Annotated in this window: 18 protein-coding genes and 1 pseudogene; 13 read left to right on the top strand and 6 right to left on the bottom strand. The window is 66.3% G+C overall.

Annotation, left to right across the window (positions count from 1 at the left end; all coding sequences use genetic code 11):
• Positions 1–22: 22 nt before the first annotated feature.
• Genes hcaB through ACFVM3_RS08215 form a run of 4 tightly spaced genes read right to left on the bottom strand, consistent with a single transcriptional unit; the run spans position 23 to position 2,880 of the window.
• Positions 23–838 (bottom strand): 3-(cis-5,6-dihydroxycyclohexa-1,3-dien-1-yl)propanoate dehydrogenase, encoded by an 816-nt coding sequence (gene hcaB, locus ACFVM3_RS08230; RefSeq protein ID WP_378436773.1) that lies wholly within the window; start codon positions 836–838, stop codon positions 23–25.
• A 5-nt stretch (positions 839–843) separates the two neighbouring features.
• Positions 844–1,116 (bottom strand): dihydrodiol dehydrogenase, encoded by a 273-nt coding sequence (locus ACFVM3_RS08225; RefSeq protein WP_378436772.1) that lies wholly within the window; start codon positions 1,114–1,116, stop codon positions 844–846.
• Between the two features lie 13 nt (positions 1,117–1,129).
• The gene (locus ACFVM3_RS08220) at positions 1,130–1,648 is read right to left on the bottom strand and encodes an aromatic-ring-hydroxylating dioxygenase subunit beta (RefSeq protein WP_378436770.1); all 519 of its coding nucleotides are present in this window, start codon (positions 1,646–1,648) and stop codon (positions 1,130–1,132) included.
• Positions 1,649–1,653: 5 nt separating this feature from the next.
• Positions 1,654–2,880, bottom strand: coding sequence for an aromatic ring-hydroxylating dioxygenase subunit alpha (locus ACFVM3_RS08215; RefSeq protein ID WP_378436848.1), 1,227 nt, complete (start codon positions 2,878–2,880; stop codon positions 1,654–1,656).
• On the opposite strand from ACFVM3_RS08215, the gene ACFVM3_RS08210 reads away from it, so the two are divergent.
• Both ACFVM3_RS08210 and ACFVM3_RS08205 read left to right on the top strand, forming a co-directional pair.
• Positions 2,791–3,114, top strand: a complete 324-nt coding sequence (locus ACFVM3_RS08210) for a hypothetical protein (RefSeq protein WP_378436858.1) — start codon at positions 2,791–2,793, stop codon at positions 3,112–3,114. The two genes, ACFVM3_RS08215 and ACFVM3_RS08210, sit on opposite strands and share 90 nt — an antisense overlap.
• Positions 3,115–3,207: 93 nt before the next feature.
• A complete protein-coding gene (locus tag ACFVM3_RS08205; RefSeq protein ID WP_378436769.1) occupies positions 3,208–3,606 on the top strand; it encodes an SCP2 sterol-binding domain-containing protein in 399 nt (132 codons plus the stop codon).
• Between the two features lie 556 nt (positions 3,607–4,162).
• On the opposite strand, the gene ACFVM3_RS08200 is transcribed toward ACFVM3_RS08205, so the two are convergent.
• The gene (locus tag ACFVM3_RS08200; RefSeq protein ID WP_003941078.1) at positions 4,163–5,104 is read right to left on the bottom strand and encodes a GlxA family transcriptional regulator; all 942 of its coding nucleotides are present in this window, start codon (positions 5,102–5,104) and stop codon (positions 4,163–4,165) included.
• 108 nt (positions 5,105–5,212) lie between these two features.
• On the opposite strand from ACFVM3_RS08200, the gene ACFVM3_RS08195 reads away from it, so the two are divergent.
• The 9 genes and pseudogenes from ACFVM3_RS08195 (at position 5,213) to ACFVM3_RS08155 (ending at position 12,465) form a co-directional block, all read left to right on the top strand.
• Positions 5,213–5,524 carry a putative quinol monooxygenase gene (locus tag ACFVM3_RS08195; RefSeq protein ID WP_003941073.1) on the top strand — a complete coding sequence of 104 codons (312 nt, stop codon included), beginning with the start codon at positions 5,213–5,215 and terminating at the stop codon, positions 5,522–5,524.
• A 327-nt stretch (positions 5,525–5,851) separates the two neighbouring features.
• Positions 5,852–6,052 (top strand): annotated as a pseudogene (locus ACFVM3_RS08190) (transposase); the annotation flags it as partial.
• Positions 6,053–6,124: 72 nt separating this feature from the next.
• The gene (locus tag ACFVM3_RS08185; protein ID WP_378436766.1) at positions 6,125–6,760 is read left to right on the top strand and encodes a GntR family transcriptional regulator; all 636 of its coding nucleotides are present in this window, start codon (positions 6,125–6,127) and stop codon (positions 6,758–6,760) included.
• A 163-nt stretch (positions 6,761–6,923) separates the two neighbouring features.
• Positions 6,924–7,769, top strand: coding sequence for an alpha/beta fold hydrolase (locus ACFVM3_RS08180; protein WP_378436765.1), 846 nt, complete (start codon positions 6,924–6,926; stop codon positions 7,767–7,769).
• Positions 7,769–9,247 carry a 4-hydroxyphenylacetate 3-hydroxylase family protein gene (locus tag ACFVM3_RS08175; protein ID WP_378436763.1) on the top strand — a complete coding sequence of 493 codons (1,479 nt, stop codon included), beginning with the start codon at positions 7,769–7,771 and terminating at the stop codon, positions 9,245–9,247. Before ACFVM3_RS08180 ends, ACFVM3_RS08175 begins: the two co-directional genes overlap by 1 nt.
• Entirely contained in the window at positions 9,244–10,008 is a 765-nt protein-coding gene (locus tag ACFVM3_RS08170) for an SDR family oxidoreductase (protein ID WP_378436761.1), read from the top strand. The genes ACFVM3_RS08175 and ACFVM3_RS08170 overlap by 4 nt, the downstream gene beginning before the upstream one ends.
• 10 nt (positions 10,009–10,018) lie before the next feature.
• Positions 10,019–10,495: a cupin domain-containing protein gene (locus tag ACFVM3_RS08165; protein ID WP_378436759.1), complete on the top strand. Its 477-nt coding sequence runs from the start codon at positions 10,019–10,021 to the stop codon at positions 10,493–10,495.
• Positions 10,496–10,502: 7 nt separating this feature from the next.
• Entirely contained in the window at positions 10,503–11,378 is an 876-nt protein-coding gene (locus ACFVM3_RS08160; protein ID WP_378436757.1) for a VOC family protein, read from the top strand.
• Between the two features lie 97 nt (positions 11,379–11,475).
• Positions 11,476–12,465, top strand: a complete 990-nt coding sequence (locus ACFVM3_RS08155) for a dihydrodipicolinate synthase family protein (RefSeq protein ID WP_378436755.1) — start codon at positions 11,476–11,478, stop codon at positions 12,463–12,465.
• A 103-nt stretch (positions 12,466–12,568) separates the two neighbouring features.
• Here the strand turns inward: ACFVM3_RS08155 and ACFVM3_RS08150 are convergent, their stop codons facing one another.
• Complete coding sequence (locus ACFVM3_RS08150) at positions 12,569–13,411, bottom strand: lytic transglycosylase domain-containing protein (RefSeq protein WP_378436753.1); 843 nt, start codon at positions 13,409–13,411, stop codon at positions 12,569–12,571.
• Between the two features lie 391 nt (positions 13,412–13,802).
• Between ACFVM3_RS08150 and ACFVM3_RS08145 the strand changes: the two genes are divergently transcribed.
• Both ACFVM3_RS08145 and ACFVM3_RS08140 read left to right on the top strand, forming a co-directional pair.
• Positions 13,803–14,747: a 3-carboxyethylcatechol 2,3-dioxygenase gene (locus ACFVM3_RS08145; protein ID WP_378436751.1), complete on the top strand. Its 945-nt coding sequence runs from the start codon at positions 13,803–13,805 to the stop codon at positions 14,745–14,747.
• Positions 14,748–14,839: 92 nt separating this feature from the next.
• Positions 14,840–16,000 carry a LuxR C-terminal-related transcriptional regulator gene (locus ACFVM3_RS08140; RefSeq protein ID WP_378436749.1) on the top strand — a complete coding sequence of 387 codons (1,161 nt, stop codon included), beginning with the start codon at positions 14,840–14,842 and terminating at the stop codon, positions 15,998–16,000.
• Positions 16,001–16,003 lie beyond the last annotated feature (3 nt).

Genomic DNA, 16,003 nt, shown 5'->3' with positions numbered 1-16,003 from the left:
CTCCCGCTTGGTGTGGTCGGGATCAGGGCTCGAGCCCCGCCATGCGCGTCATCCCGCGCACGCCGAGTCCGCCGTCGCTGTGGATGATCGTGCCGGTGACAGCGGGTGCGCGTTCCTTCGCGGCGAGGAACGCATAAGCCCAGGAGTGGTCGTCCGGCTCGGCGACGATGCCCAGCGGGTTGATCCCCTTGATCAGGCCCTCGATGTCCGGGACGTCCTTCAGCGACTGGCCTTCGCTGGCGAGCGCGGGGATGCCACGCAGATCCGTGATCGTGCCTCCGGGTGCCACCCCGTTGACCCTTACATGCGGCGAAAGTTCGTATGCCAGCTCGGTCACCAGGCCGCGGACGGCGAACTTCGACGACACGTAGAGCGGACCGCCGCCACCGGGATAGAACCCGGCGTTGGAGATGGTGAGGATGATCTGGCCGCGGTTCTCGATCAGCTGGTCCAGTGCTGCCTTCACAGTCAGCAGGTTGCTTTTCACGTTGACGGCGAAGAGCTGGTCGAACGCCTCGCCGATCTTGTCCTTCGGCAGCTGCGGAATCTCGGTGAAGTAGTCGAACACCCCCACCGCGCACACGAGTGTGGTCAGCGATCCGAACGCCTGCTTCACGTCCGCGACGGCGCGTTCGTTGTCCCACATCGAGGTCGCGTCGCCCTGCGTCACGACCACGGCGTCCTGGGGAAGTTTCTCCCGCAGATCCCGCGCCTTTTCCGGCGAGATCTCGAGGATCCCGACCTTGGCGCCCTCCCGTACGTACAGGTCGACCACGGCACGGCCGATACCCGATCCGCCGCCGGTGACCAGCGCCACTTTGCCGTCCAGGAATCCCAAGTGAATCAGTCCTTTCCGAGCAGGGCCGACAGCGGGCGCGCGTCGAGCTTCACGCCGGGGCCATAGGGGGTGTCGAGCAGCTTCGAATACATTTCCGGTGTCTGCCAGGTGAGGCTTTCCAGCTGCAGGGGGTCGAGCAGAGTTTGGAACCCGAGCCGGGGTGAACTGACCAGAAGGCGTTCGCGCTGGCCGGCGCTGGAGTAGCTGACCTGAATCACCGTGAACTCGTTGGCGATCTGGATGATCGGGTCCCGGCCCTCGTTGTGGATGATGGTCATCGAACTGCCTCCATCACATGATCAGGGCGAGGTTGTGAGTCATGACCGTGGTCTGGTCGAGCACGACCACCCGCTTGGCGAGCCGGTAGCCGCCCGTCACCCGGCGGAGCACGTCGTGGCGTTCGCCGGAAAGGATGTCGAACGTCGGGACGTCACCGCGGGTGCGGTAGAGCAGCAGATTCGACTTGACCGTCAGCTCGTCCTCCGAATCGCCGGCGGCGACCCGGATGTTGGTGACGAAATGCCGCGACCGCGACGGCGGGTCCTCCGCCCACGCGTACTCGGTCTCCAAACGCAGGACACGCATTTCCATCGAGTCCCAGTCGTCGTCCATGAGGGTCATTCCCTCGACGATGTCCGTTTCGGCCTCACGTTCGCGCGTGACGCGCAGCGGTACGACATACGACAGGTCCTCGGCTACCGATTCCAGCCATTCCCGGTACCTGCCCGCGTCGAGCAGTTCGGCTTCGGTGAAAAGCCACTCGGTGACTTCACGGACCGTGTTGTCGGTGATCTCCGTTGCGATGGTCATCGGCCCTACGCCTCCGCCCGCGTGAGCGCCTCGGTCGCGGCACCGTCGGCGACCTTGCCGTTACCGCTGTGCGGCGCCGGGTCCGTGACCATCAGCTGCATCCAGTACTCCATGAAGTTGCGCTGGTTGGCCTCGGCGTAGTCCATCGGGAACGCCTTGCCGGGACCGGGCCAGTCGGGGTCGGGCTCGTAGACGCCGCGGCCCATCTGATAGTTCAGCTCCATGGTCTTGGCGTACTGAGCACCCAGAACCCGCGTGATGCTGCGCCAGTTCTCGGCGTCATCCTGCTCGAAGGCACCGGAGATGCCGAAAGTGCGGACGTAGGCCTGGTAACTCTCTTCCTTGTACCAGTCCGGTGCTTCCTTTTCGACGAGGAAGAAGGACAAGATCTCCATCTTGTCCGGGCCGAGTGGGTGCCACAGTCGCAGCGTCAGGAACGACGTCGGCGGCGAGACGTGGTCCTTCGACATCAGGAAGTTGCCGATCGACAGGTTCGGGAACACGGTGCCGTGGATGAACGCGACCGGCCGGAAAACCTCGACCTGTTCCGGCGTAAGACGTCGCTGCAACTCCTCGACGATATTCTCCGGCATACCTAGGAATTCCGGCAGTGGGATACCCGGCGGCGGGCCGATGATGCCGAGACCATGCCCGTTCTCGGTGTGCACGTGCTCGCCGTACAGCGCGAACTGCGGGTCCGGCGGGGCGAGGCCCAGTTCCACCATGGACCTGTGCGTCATCATCGTGTGATAGGCGTCGCCGACGAAATTGTCCGCGCCGAGCTTCCAGTTCGCGTCCACGACCCAGCGCTGCGGGGCGCCGACGACCTCCAGACCGGCGTCACTGCGGTCCAGCACGATGTCGAGGTAGAACTTCATGTCGCCGAGATAGTCCTCGAGCGACTGGGCTTCCGGATCCAGGCAACCGAAGATCAAACCCTTGTAGGTTCCCAGTTTCGGAACCGGCTTCAGATGCCAAAGGGACTTGTCCAGCTTGTTGCCGTAGGCCTCTCGGCCGGCGGGCACGCCCACAAGGCTGCCCTTGTTGTTGTATGTCCAGCCGTGGTACGGGCAGCGGAAGTGCGACGTGTTCCCCATCTCGGCGCGACACACCTGCATACCGCGATGACGACAGCTGTTGAGATGACCTCGGACCTCACCGTCCTCGTCGCGGCAGACGATGAACTGATCCTCCGAGATGTACCGGACGACATAGTCGCCGCGTTCCGGGATTTCGCTTTCGTGGGCAAGGAAAACCCACGAACGGCCGAAAACGCGCTCACGCTCGGCATTGTGCATCTCGGGATCGTTGATGATCGCGGCCGGAACAGTCCAGTTTTCCTCTACTTCGTGCAAACCCTTCTCGAGAACCTGCCGGAGTTCGTCCCTCAACATGTGACCGCCTTGGCGTCAGACATCATTGTCTCCTCCGAAAGCGCGGGCCGGCGAGGAGCAGGACCGCGGTAACAGCTTGACTGGATTTCTAAGATACTAGTATCTTTACGGTCGTTGTCAAACCCCAGTCGCCTGCCACGCAAGCGAACCGAAGGAGAGCGCACCATGGGAACACCCGTCCTGTCGCCGGAGTGGATGAAGTCCTACGGCGAGATCTGGAACGCCACGGACGCGACGCGCGAGGGCCTCAAGAAGCTGAGCATGGTCGTCGAATACCGGCTCGCCGAGGACGAGAGGCGCGCAGGGCAGATCGAGGTCAACGCCGGGGAAGTCGTGCGCGCCGGCACTCCGGCCGAGGGCGTGAAGCCGGACTTCGTGCTGACAGCGAAGGTCGAGACCTGGCAACGCCTCGGCCAGGGCGAACTGCCCGCCGCCAAGGCGATGGTCACCCGAAAAGTCAAGTTCCGCGGGGCCATGTCGGTCGCCCTCGCCAACCTTCCCGGCCTCGAAGCCGCCATGCGGATGTTCGGCCAAGTCGACGACACCGATTGGTCGGTGGCCTGACCAAGGCCGAAGGGGCTCGCCTGGAGCCGGAGCCGGTCCGCCCCGGCTCCAGGACCGCCTTTCGCATGACCTCGCGGCCGCTGCGCGACCTGGCCGATAACGGCCGGGTTCACCCGCCTGCACCGGGAATCATCCTCAAGCGACACCTGGCACACTAGAATGGCTCTTCCCAGATGAGGGTGTAGGTCGGCCGGGCGCGTCGGTCCGCAGGTAGACGTCGAGGTCTCCCGACGATGGAGGTTCCTACGCCATCCATCCGAAAGACCTCGACGTGACCGACGCTACCCCGCCGGCCGGCTTCGGCCGCCCTGACCTGACCGCCTTCGCGGTCTCATCCCAATCGACCCTGATCGAGTCTGCTGACCCCCTCGACGAGAACGCAGCGACATCACAGCCACCCAACCCCGACCGTCCGGGAAGCCGGGACACGTCACATGGCCTGTGCTGCGGGCGTGTCGAGTGGGTCGTCCAGGGGCGACGCAGGAGCGTCGACGCGACGTGCTGAGAGGTGGTTCCAGTCGAGCACTAGGACACCGGCTACAGGCATGGCGATAGGTCAGGAACGGCGTCGCTCCCTACGCAGGAGGGAGCGCAGAGTCTCGGCGTTCGCGTAGCCGACCCGTAGCGCGATCTCGGCGGAGGTGAGGTCCGTGGTTGCTGAGAGGTGCCGAGCTCGTTCGATGCGAAGCCGTTGGACGAAGCCGAGCGGAGTGAGGTTGAGCGCCGCACGGACTCGTCGTTCGAGGGTGCGCCGGCTGGTGCCGAGCGACTGCGCGACGAAGGCGACGTTGAACGGTTCGTCCAGGCGGGCGCGCACGAAGCGTTCGAACTCGACGACGATCGGGTCCTCGTGCCGGAGATGTTCGTAGGCGACGAAGGCCGCCTGCGACGGACGCTCGTCGATGATGAGGAGCTTGGCGACATGTTGGGCCAGGTCGGGGCTGATCGATCGCACGAGTGAGAGCGCGAGGTCGATGTGGGCGAACGCGGCGCCGGCGGTGACGAGGTTCCCGTCGACCACGACCATGGTGTCGAGATCGAGGGCGACGGTCGGATAGCGCTTCAGGAACTCCGGCCCCAGGAACCAGCTGGTCGTCGCCCGCCGATGATGCATCCGTCCGGTCTCGGCGACAGCGAACACGCCGGTGCACGCCGCGGCGATCCGGGTGGTCGCGTCGTCGAGGCGCCCGAGCGAGGCGATGACCGAACGAGCATCTCGGCTCTGGAGGGCGTCGTTGGTAGCGGCAGCCGTGAGGGTTCCAAGCGCAGGGACGACGACCACGTCGAACTCTGCGGACTCCGACAGCGGGTGGTCCACCGACAGGGTCATCGATGCCGTCGTGGTCACTCTCCGTTTCGGTCCGAGGATGGCGAGTTCGATCGGGTCGATCCGCGGGTCGACATCGCCGCGGGCTCCGTCGGCCACCCGCACGATGTCGATGACCGATGCGACAGCCGAACCGAAGCAGCCGTCGATCGCGATCAGTCCGATACGCATGGCGCGAACAATAGCAATACTGCCGTATACGCCACTTCTCACATGCCCTTGCTCGTCATACGCTGAACTCGCTTCACCAAGAAACCTCGACACCTAGGAGAACCCCTCATGTCCACACCCGCATCACTTCCGTATGCCTTCGTCGCCAAGATCGTCGCGGCCGATGGACAGCACGACGCGCTCGCCGATCTGCTCGCCGGCGCTGTCGCGCTCGCCAACGAAGAAGTAGGAACGATTGTCTGGTTCGCGGTCAGGACCCACGCCGACACCTTCTGGATCTTCGATGCATTCCCCGACGAGGCCGCTCGCGACGCCCACGCCAACGGCGCCATCGTCGCAGCCCTGATGGCCAACCAGCACCTCCTCGGCGCAGCACCCGAGATCCTGGCGGCCGACGTCCTCGCGTCCAAGCTCCCGTAGTCCGCCAACGCACGAGACGATCGCGCCCGGCCGAGCCGTCGCCAGGTCGCGACGCAACGCCACGCTGCGTTGCCGAGCGGTGCGAGGCCTATCGGCACCCGGACAGGATGTCGGCCGCGAGCGCTCAGCCGGCGAGGGGTCCGTCGCAGAGGAGAGCGACGTCGGTGTCGGGCAGAGCCGTGAGGCCAGCGCATCGCGCGACCATCAGAACCGAACCGCCCCTGCCCTGCGTTTCCGCAGGTCAGGGGCTGTTCGCCGGAGCCGCCTGTCGGAATCGAACCGACGACCTAATCACGTCGGCTTTGCGTCTATCGCTTGATGCACCCACTGGGCGAACGAGCCGCTGACGTGCTCGCCTACTTCGAACGACCCGGCACCAGCAACGGGCCGACCGAGGCGCTCAACGGACGGCTCGAACACCTGCGCGGCTCCGCACTCGGGTTCCGCAACCTGACCAACTACATCGCCCGAAGCCTGCTCGAGACCGGCGGCTTCAGACCCCAACTCCTACACCCCCGATTGGGATGAGCCACTAGAATCTCTGCGTGATCACCACTACGCCAGCACCGACCTTCCCGCACCGAAGGGCCGGATAATCCCATGCCCATGATCGCGTCAGCGAACAAAACAGACCAGATCTACCTAGCACTGCTCTCTCAGCTTCTCGAGGGCCATTATCAGTTCGGAGAAATCCTCAGCACCTATGAACTGGCCGCCGAGTTCGGCGTGAGCCGGCGGCCGGTAATGGACGCGGTGATGCGGCTGGCCTCCGCCGGATTCATCTCGGTCATTCCGCAGGTCGGCTGCCAGGTGGCGATTCCGAACGAACGCAAGGTGCGCGACCACTTCGCGGTGGCGGGCATTCTCGAAGGGGCGAGCGCCCGGCTCGCGGCGATCAACGCCACGGACGCCCAACGAGCCGAGATCGACGACATGCTGGTGCGGGGCATCGGCCCGGCCAAGCGCAACGACGCACTCGCCTTCGCCGCGGCCAACCGGGACTTCCACTCGGCGGTCCTGGCGGCCAGCGGCAACCAGCGCCTGGCCGAACTGGCGATCGACACCTGGGACCTCAACGACTTCTACCTCCAGAAGAACCGGCTGAGCACCGACCTGGCGAAAGCACAGGCGGAGCACACAGAAATCGCGGAGGCGATCGAGCGCCGAGACGCGGACCGGGCGGGCACACTCATGGAGGAACACATTTCACGGTTCTGGAAGTTCGTGGAAGTGTAGCCTCTTACCTCACCCGATCGGATGTCATGCCCGACGGCGTGACATCCGATTTTCACATTCACCACATGGCGAAGACTTCGACGCAAAAGCGGGTTGCTCCTGAGATTCTAGTATGCCAATATGTGGGGACGGCGCAACAGAAAGGAACGTTGTGGAGCAGCACGTGAGTATCTGGGGCGACTTGGCCGACCTGGACCTTCGTCAGCGAACCGTGGACGCGGGCGGCATCGCCACCCGGGTGTTGGAGGCAGGAAGCGGGCCGGCACTGGTCATGGTGCACGGCACGGGCGGGCATCTGGAAGCGTATTCCCGCAATCTCCGCGACCTCGCCAGGGAATTCCGGGTCGTCCTCTACGACATGGCGGGACACGGGCATTCGGCCAAACCCGACCGCCCCTACACGATCGACTACCTCAGCGACCATTTGATCGCGACGCTGGACGCGCTGGAAATCGACAAAGCCCATCTCTCCGGAGAATCGCTGGGTGGCTGGGTGGCAGCGTGGGCCGCGGCGCACCATCCCGACCGGATCGATCGACTGGTGCTCAACACTCCCGGCAACGTGACCAACAAGCCGGACGTGATGGCACGGCTGAAGGAATCAAGCATGAAGGCGGTCCGCGAAGCGAGCCGTCAGACCGTGCGTACCAGAGTCGAATGGCTCTTCCATGACAAGAGCCTCGTCACCGACGAACTCGTTGAACTCCGGCTGCGAATCTACACCCAGCCGGGGTTCGAGGACGCGATGCGCAACATCCTCGCGGTGCAGGACTGGGAACATCGGCGTCCCTATGTCTGGTCCTCGCAGTGGTGCGGCCGAATCTCCGCGCCGACCCTGCTGCTGTGGACCGATCACGATCCGACGGCCTCCGTCGAGGAGGCCTCGCTACTCGAAGAGCTCATCCCCGGCAGCCGCCTCGAAGTCATCGAGGGCGCGGGCCATTGGCCGCAATGGGAGAAGCCGGACCAGTTCAACGAGACCCACATTAGGTTCCTGAAAGGAAAGTGATGACCGCACGAAACGGCGCCGCGTACCTCGACCGGTTGCGCGAACACAGCCCTGAGCTGTGGGTCGGGGCCGAGAAGATCACCGACGTGGCCGGACACAAGGCGACGTCCGGCGCCGCGGCCGAGATCGCCCGCCTCTACGACCTGCAGTTCAAGAACGACAGCCTGCTCTTCTCGCCCGACGGCGATGCCGCCAAGGCCGGTGTGCAGTTCCTGATGCCCCGCACCGCGGAGGACCTCGAACTCCGCCGTGTGATGCACAAGCAGTGGGCGGATTCCAGCCTCGGCATGATGGGCCGCAGCACGGATTTCGTCAGCGCGATGCTGGTGGCGTGGAACGCCAACGCCGAGTTCTTCGGGGAGGGCGCCGACCGGGTCCGCGCGTACTACAAGTATGTGCGGGACAACGACCTGTTCCTCTCGCACGCGCTGGCGGACCCACCGGTGGACCGCTCGAAGCCGCCGTCGCAGCAACCCGATCCCTACACCTACCTCGGCGTGAAACGCGAGACTCCGGACGGCATCATCGTGAGCGGCGCGAAGATGCTCGCTACTGCCGCACCGTACTCCGACGAGATCCTGGTCTGGCCGTTCTCACTCCGGAAGTACGCGGCCGAGGAAAAGCCCTACGCCATCGCGTTCGCCATCCCGACCGACGCGCCGGGTGTTCGGCTGATCTGTCGCGAACCGTTCGGTGGCGGGAACAGCTTCGACCATCCATTGTCCAGCCGGTTCGACGAGATGGACGCCGTCGTCGTGTTCGACGACGTGCTCGTCCCCTGGGAGCGGGTGTTCATCAACCAGGACTACGAGCGGGTCAACAACATCTGGGCGATCAACTCCAATGCCTTTACCGGTGTCCAGACCTCGGTCCGGCTGCTGGCGAAGCTCCAGTTCGTCGCCGGCATCGCCAAGCGCGCCACCGAGATCGTCAAGACCGACCAGTTCCCCCAGGTCCGAGACGCGCTCGGTGAGATCACGACGTACATCGAGCTGACGAGGGCGGCCGTTCTCGCCGCGGAGTCCGGCGCCCAGCACAACGACGAGGGCATTCTGTTCCCCGACGTGCGTCCGCTCTACGCGATCCGCAACTCCGGGAACCGCTGGTACCCGCGAGTCCGGGAGATCCTGCAGCAGATCCTCGCCGGCGGCCTGCTCTACCAGCCTGCCGACGTGAGCGCGTTCGGCTCGCCGATCGCCGAGGACATCGCCCGGTTCTACCGCGGCCCTGACACGAACAGCCTGGATCGCATCGCGATCTACAAGGTCGCCGCCGACCTCGCCGTCTCCGCTTTCGGTGGCCGCCACGAGCTCTACGAACGGTTCTACGCGGGCGACCCGCTGTTCCTCCGCGTCAACACCCAGTTCAACCAGTACGACTGGACCGAGCCGCTCGGCCTGATCGACGGGCTGCTGGCCACCTCGATCGGAGCGGCCGACGTTCTGCGCGGCAAGGCCGGGGAGGGTGCGGCGGCATGACGGCACACGGCCGCCGGGCGCTGGTGACCGCCGGGTCGAGCGGACTCGGCGCCGCGATCGCGACGTCGCTGCGCACCAGCGGGGCCGAGGTGTTCATCACGGGCACCGGCCCGCATACCGGCGAAGTCGCCCGCGAAATCGGCGCGGCGGGCTGGGCGATCGCGGACTTCACCGAGCCTGGGGCCGCGACCGCCGCGGCCGCCACCGCCCGCGAAACGCTCGGGGACATCGACATCCTGGTGTCCAACACCGGTGGCACCCGGGCGGCCGCGGCCGCCGATCTCTCGGTGCAAGACTGGGACTCGGCGTACCGGCTCCTGCTGGACAGCGCGATTTCCTTGACCCAGGCGGTGTTGCCCGCGATGTCGGCGGCCGGGTGGGGACGGCTGATCTACGTCACCTCGGTCGGCGTGGTGAAGCCGTTACCTCTGCTGCATCTGTCCAACGTGATGCGGGCCGGCGTGGCCGCACTGGCGCGGTCGCTGGCCGCCGAGGTGGCGCCACACGGGGTCACCACGCATGTCATAGCTCCCGCGCATGTCGACACCCCACGGCGGCGCTCCTTGGCCGCGGCGCGCGCGGCCGCCGCGGGTGTGCCGACCGAGGAATTGGAACGACAGCAGCTCGCGACCGAACTGCCCGTCGGCCGATGGGGACGCCCCGAGGAGATCGGCGAACTGGTGGCCCATCTCTGTTCCGAGCACGCCGGTTTCCAAACCGGGCAGACACACGTCATCGACGGCGGGATGACCTCGACCTAAGTGGAGAACCATGACGAATTTCGACCAGTGGATGCACAAACTCCACGAAATGAAGGACTACGACCCGGAACGGTCGATGCCGGAGCACATGGTCACCCGCTCGGAGAGCGCCCGGTGGCTCGAAGAGGACGTGACCGGCAACCCCAGCCGCGTCGGAGTGCTGGCCGATGTGCCGGCGAAATCGATGGAGTTCTACCTCCAGGAGATCCCGGCCGGTACCGCGACCGACCTCCAGCGCCATCTGCACGAGTCCGTGCACTGCGTGCTCGAGGGCGGCGGCTACTCCGAGATCGGGCCCGAAACCCTGCGGTGGTCCGCCGGGGACTTCGTTTACACCCCGCCGTGGGTCTGGCATCGGCATTACAACGACGGCACCGGGCTGGTCCGCATGATCCTGGTCGAGAACTCGCGCCAGCTCGACTCCCTCGGCATCAACCGGCGGGAAAGCGCCGGGAACATCCCGTACGACAAGATGGACAGGAGTTGACCCACCCATGGGTATTTCACAGGTGGCCCACGCCGAACTCGCCGTCGCCGATCTCGGTGAAGCGATCGGCTTCCACACTGACGTCCTCGGCATGCAGGAACTCGGCCGGTCCGGCGGTGCGGTGCGGCTCTCGGTCGGTATCGACGGCGGTTGCGATCTGGTGCTGACCGCCGGCGGGACCGGGGTCCGGAAGTTCGCGTTGCGTGTCGACGACATCGCCGACCTCGACCGCTACGCGAAACGGCTCGCCGAAGCCGGCGTCGCGACCGAGACCCGCACCGACGAACACCCCGGTGTGGTCCAGTCGCTGCAGTTCCAAGCGCCCTCCGGGCACGTCATGGAACTGGCACTGCTCTCGACCGGGCCGCAGTACCTCCACCCGTCGATGGCCCGCCACCGCGGCGGGATCCGCGCGCTGGACTTCGACCACATCACCGTGCAGGCACAGGACCCGAAGCCGCTGGTCGACTTCCTGGTCGAGCTGCTGGACTTCCAGGTCTCCGATGTTTTCGCCCCGGCCCCCGGGGTGATCGGAGCGGCCTGGTGCCGGGCCAGCACGTTGCACCACGACATCGCGATCATCTCCACACCAGAGGCCGGGAAGTCGCTGCACCACTACGCGCTCGGGATGGAGTCGTTCGACCACCTCAAGCTGGCCGCCGACGAGCTCGCCCGGCACGACGTGCCGATCGAGGTCGGGCCGGGCCGCCACGGCGTGGGCGGCAACGTCTACACCTATTTCTGGGCCGCGGGCAACCGCTACGAACTGTCGGCCGAGATGCCGCGGGTGCGCCGGGACGACCCCGTGGTGTGGGACGACTTCCCGAAGGCATTCAGCCCGTGGGGGCTGCAGCCGCCGGAGTCGTTCGGCCACGCGTCCTGAAGTTCCCCCAAGACCGATTCACCCGGCGTGTCAGGAAACCCCCCACCTGACCCGCCGGGTGAATCGCCTTTTCCCTGTGGACACGAAGGAGAGTCAAGTGGTGCAGAAATTCGGCGTCGACGACGTGCGCGGCGTCGTCGCCGTCGCCCCGACCCCGGCGCTCCCCGGTGCTGCCGGCCTCACCGCCCGCGACACCGTCGACCTCGGTGAGTCCGACCGGATGATCCGTGCGCTCGTCGCCGACGGCGTGGACGGGATCATCACCAACGGCACGCTCGGCGAGATGGCGACGCTGACACTCGACGAATGGAAGGCCTTCGCCGCCTGCGTCGCGGACGCCGTTTCGGACACCGCGCCGGACCTTCCGTTGTTCGTCGGGGCGACCACCCCGAACACCAGGGACACCCTCGACCGGATCCGGTTTTTGCGTGATCTCGGCGTACGCGGGGTGCTCCTCGGCCGTCCTATGTGGAGCGCGCTCGGCGCTGACGCCCTGCTCGCCTTCTACCGCGGTGTCGCGGACCTGTTCCCGGAAATGGCGATCGTCCTCTACGACAACCCTGAGGCGTTCAAGGGACCGATCCCGTCGGCGGTCTACGCCGAACTCGCCAAGTTGCCCCAGATCATCGGCGCGAAGTACATCGCGATCACCCCCAAATTCACCGCGGACGTGGCCGCGGTCGGCGGGCGGATCCGGTTGCTGCCGCTGGAGAGCGACTGGCTCGCGGCGCATACGCTCCACCCGGAAACGACACTCGGCTGTTGGAGCAGCAGCGCCCTCTGCGGACCACGACCCGTGCTCGCCCTGCGCGACGCGATCCGCTCCGGCGACGTCGACGCGGCACGGCACCTCACCCACCGTATTGAGTGGACCTACGAGCCTTTCCTCGCCAGGACGAACTTCCCTGAGTTCTCCAAATACAACATCAGCCTCGAGAAGCTCCGCTTCGACGAAGCCGGCTATGTCACCGCCGGCCCGGCGCGCCCGCCATACCACGTCGTTCCCGAGGCCTATGCCGAAGGCGCGCGGGAGAATGGTCGCCGCTGGCGCCTGCTCGTCGGCGAAGTCCGCCGTCCGGCCTCATGATCCTTGCCCGGACCACGCTTGGGTGTGGCTTGGCCCGGGCCCGCGGAACTGATGGTGCCGCCCCAACCAGCCGGGGCGGCACCATCAGTTCGTACACCGAGTTTCAGAGCGTGCGCAGGATTCCCCCCACTGTCTGCCCGACGGTCGTGACCACACCATCCAGTGGCGCGGGCACGCTGACCGGCGGTCCTGCGATCGGGCCGGGAACAGGACCAGGCGCCGGCGGCTCGGCGGGTTTGACGGGCTCGGCGGGTTCGGCGGGCTTGGGCCTCGATGGCACGGGCTCAGCCGCGCCACCGCCCGCTGCCGGCGCCGGGCGGGCCGCGGCGCGCTCGGCACTTCCGTCGCGTACCGGATCTTGATCGGCGTTTCCGGGCGCGTCCGGGACGGCGAACGATCCGGCGGAATACGCCCTCATCCAAGCCATGACCTTGTTCAAGTAATCCTCGGAGTTGTTGTAGCTGAGGATCGCACCGCGAAGTCCGTTCCCGGTATTCAGATCACGGCCGCCCGCGCAGAGATACCGGCCGGCCGACTCCGCGGAATCGTAGACGTTCTGCACATTCGCCCTGCCGTCACCGGATCCGTCCGCAGCCCACTTTTCCCAGGTCGACGGAATGAACTGCATCGGGCCGGCCGCACGAGCCCACTGCCCGCTCCGCCGGTCGACGATACTGGCGAATCCCGGCGAACCGTCGAGGGCGGGCCCGTAAATCGGGCGGACCAGCGTTCCCTGCGTGTCCACGTCACCACGGCGGGCGTGATTCGACTCGATCTTGCCGATGCCCGCGAGCAGTGCCCAGGTCAGGTGGCAACCTGGCTTCGCACCACCGAGCGAGGTCTCGGCCCGGCGGTAGGCATCGAGAACCGTGGCCGGGATACCCGAGGTCCCACCAAGTCCGGTCGCATCACCGAGCCGGTGGTCCACCGGTGCCGCGAGTGGCACCGGTGTTGGCGCCCCGGGAAGCATGGCGGGGAGCCCGGCCCCAGGCGCAGGGGTCCACACCGGTTCCGCCGGCGAAGCCGCCCTTGCTCGGTCTGTCGCGGTGGAGGGAAGAGTCCGCCCGTCGGCGACGGGTTCGACCACTACCCCGCCGACGACGACCGCGCTCGTCAGCGCGACCGCGGCGTACGCGGCGGTGCCGATCCGATGGCGTTTTCTCGCCGCCCTTCCCTTTCTCCGAGCGGCCCTGTGACTGCCTACGCTGCGATTCCCGATCGGCGCTGCCATGCCAGGTCCCTTTCTGTTGCATCATCGAAACCAGGGGGTTGGTATGCTAAGATTCTAGCATGTTTGTTGGCCGGAACAATGATGACAACGAAAGGATGGTGGGTCGATGCCCGTTGCCGTGTGCGCCCTGTCCCATTCGCCGCTGATCGGGTTCAACCAGCCACAGAAAGCCGTTGAACGGCGAGTCGAGTCGGCTTTCGAACAGGCGCGGAATTTCATCGCCGGATTCGACCCTGATCTCGTCGTACTCTTCGCGCCCGATCACTACAATGGCTTTTTTTACGACATGATGCCCCCATTCTGCATCGGAACACGGGCCATCGCGCTCGGAGACTACGACACCCCGGCGGGCGAGCTCTCGGTCGCGAAGTCCGCGCGGACACTGGCCAAAGACGTGCTGGCGGCCGGGATGGATATCGCGGTGTCCGAACGAATGTACGTCGACCACGGGTTTTCCCAGCCGCTGCAGATCCTTTTCGGCGGCCTCGACAAGGTCCCCGTCGTCCCTGTCTTCATCAACTCGGTCGCCGCGCCGCTCTGCCCCGTCGCCCGAGTCCGACAGCTCGGCACTGCGATCGGCCACGCGAGCACGCACCTCGACGAGCAGCGCGTGCTGTTCCTCGGCTCCGGTGGACTCTCGCACGATCCCCCTGTGCCGCAACTGAAAGACGCCACCGATGAGGTCGCCGCCCGACTGATCGACGGCCGCAACCCGACGCCCGAAGAGCGTGCCCGGCGGCAGGCCCGGGTGATCGCTTCGGGTCTGGATCTGGCCGCGGGTACGTCGTCGATGCGACCGATCAACCCGGAGTGGGACGGGCAGTTCCTCGACCTCATTTCGGCGGGCGAACTCCAGCGCGCCGACTCCTGGGACAACTCGTGGTTCGCCGAGCAGGCCGGGAACTCCTCGCACGAGGTGCGAACCTGGATCGCCGCGTATGCCGCGATGGCGGCTCGCGGGAGTTACGTGATGAATTACCGGTTCTACGAGCCGGTGCCGGAGTGGGTCGCGGGTTTCGCCGTCACCACTGCCATCTCCACCGACGCCTGATCCTCCGGGCACTGCTCGCCGGGCGCGTTCGAAGACGCGGTCGCCGAACGCGTCCGGCGACCGCGTGTCTCGTCCCGGCTTGAGAGGAAACCATGAAGTCGACGTTGACTCCGCCTCGGCTCGGCCGCGGGCACCGTATTCCCAAAGTCGTCCTGCGCGAGATCCGGATGGTCGCCGAACGAGCCCGCAAACTGTTCGGCGGTGACCCGGACACGGAAGTGACGGATGATTTCTCTGCCGCACAGGAGGTTCTGGCCGAAATCGCCGAACGCGTCGGCGAACTCGCCGCGGCCGGGCGAACCGGCGAGGTCCTCGATCTGTTCATCGACGTCTCCGACGTCCGAGAACGCCTGCGCCAGGCCCAGCTCGAGCTCCGAGTGAGCGTCCACACTCAGGTCCAGGAGACCTTGGCCCGGCTACAGGACGCGCCCTCGGTGGCCCGGCTCGTGGAGCGTGTGCCGGAGGCGGCGTGCCAGCTCGGCTTCGACCGAGCCCTGTTCTCAGAGATCCACGAATCCGTGTGGGTGCCCCAGTCCTGCATCGTGCTGGGTGACCCCACCTGGGCCGCGGAGATCCTGCGGATCGGCCGCGCTGAATCCCCAGTGCTGGACCGCACCGTCGTCGAAACCGAAGCGGTGCGGCGACGGCGTGCGCTGCTGGTCACGGACGCGCGGCGCGAAGCGCGTGGACTCACCTGCCTGGTCGAGGCCGCTCGGCTGGAGTCCTATGTGGTCGCCCCAGTGCTCGGCGACGACGGCGTTGTCGGGTTGGTCCACGCGGACCGCTACGTCCAGGGGCGTCAGGTCGACGAGTTCGACCGCGAGGTGTTCGGAACCTTCGCCCAGGGGCTCGGGATCGCGTTCCGGCGCACCGTGCTGGTCGAACGCGTCCAGTCGCTGCGAACCGAGGTCGGCCAGTTCACGACGAGCATCGCCAACGCCATGGACCGGATCCTGAGCACCGGCCTCCCGACAGCACCAATCATCGGTGACCCCGTGGTGCCGCCGCCCGGGCCGGTACCGGTTCGATCCTTTGTGGAGTCGGCGCTCACTCCGCGTCAGCTGGAAGTCCTTCGGCTCATGGGCGACGGGAAGACAAACGCGGGGATAGCCACCCGGTTGACCATCTCCGAGGACACCGCCAAGTCCCATGTCAAGCAGATCTTACGCAAGCTCGGCGCCGCGAACCGCGCTGAAGCGGTCTCACTCTTCCTGCGGACGCAGCAGGCCCGGAGTGCGCTCGATCTCTCCTGATCC

Origin of the sequence: Amycolatopsis sp. NPDC057786 (assembly GCF_042797905.1) — a bacterium.
Taxonomy (GTDB): domain Bacteria; phylum Actinomycetota; class Actinomycetes; order Mycobacteriales; family Pseudonocardiaceae; genus Amycolatopsis.
This window is presented reverse-complemented; position numbering and strand designations above follow the sequence as displayed.

Excerpts from the sequence above, each read along its gene's own strand:
- ACFVM3_RS08205 (WP_378436769.1), top strand. The coding sequence starts at position 3,208 with ATGGGAACACCCGTCCTGTCGCCGGAGTGGATGAAGTCCTACGGCGAG.
- ACFVM3_RS08185 (WP_378436766.1), top strand. The coding sequence starts at position 6,125 with ATGCCCATGATCGCGTCAGCGAACAAAACAGACCAGATCTACCTAGCA.
- ACFVM3_RS08145 (WP_378436751.1), top strand. The coding sequence starts at position 13,803 with ATGCCCGTTGCCGTGTGCGCCCTGTCCCATTCGCCGCTGATCGGGTTC.
- ACFVM3_RS08220 (WP_378436770.1), bottom strand. The coding sequence starts at position 1,648 with ATGACCATCGCAACGGAGATCACCGACAACACGGTCCGTGAAGTCACC.
- ACFVM3_RS08175 (WP_378436763.1), top strand. The coding sequence starts at position 7,769 with ATGACCGCACGAAACGGCGCCGCGTACCTCGACCGGTTGCGCGAACAC.
- ACFVM3_RS08210 (WP_378436858.1), top strand. The coding sequence starts at position 2,791 with ATGACCTCGGACCTCACCGTCCTCGTCGCGGCAGACGATGAACTGATC.
- ACFVM3_RS08195 (WP_003941073.1), top strand. The coding sequence starts at position 5,213 with ATGTCCACACCCGCATCACTTCCGTATGCCTTCGTCGCCAAGATCGTC.
- ACFVM3_RS08160 (WP_378436757.1), top strand. The coding sequence starts at position 10,503 with ATGGGTATTTCACAGGTGGCCCACGCCGAACTCGCCGTCGCCGATCTC.
- ACFVM3_RS08165 (WP_378436759.1), top strand. The coding sequence starts at position 10,019 with ATGACGAATTTCGACCAGTGGATGCACAAACTCCACGAAATGAAGGAC.
- ACFVM3_RS08200 (WP_003941078.1), bottom strand. The coding sequence starts at position 5,104 with ATGCGTATCGGACTGATCGCGATCGACGGCTGCTTCGGTTCGGCTGTC.
- ACFVM3_RS08225 (WP_378436772.1), bottom strand. The coding sequence starts at position 1,116 with ATGACCATCATCCACAACGAGGGCCGGGACCCGATCATCCAGATCGCC.
- ACFVM3_RS08140 (WP_378436749.1), top strand. The coding sequence starts at position 14,840 with ATGAAGTCGACGTTGACTCCGCCTCGGCTCGGCCGCGGGCACCGTATT.
- ACFVM3_RS08170 (WP_378436761.1), top strand. The coding sequence starts at position 9,244 with ATGACGGCACACGGCCGCCGGGCGCTGGTGACCGCCGGGTCGAGCGGA.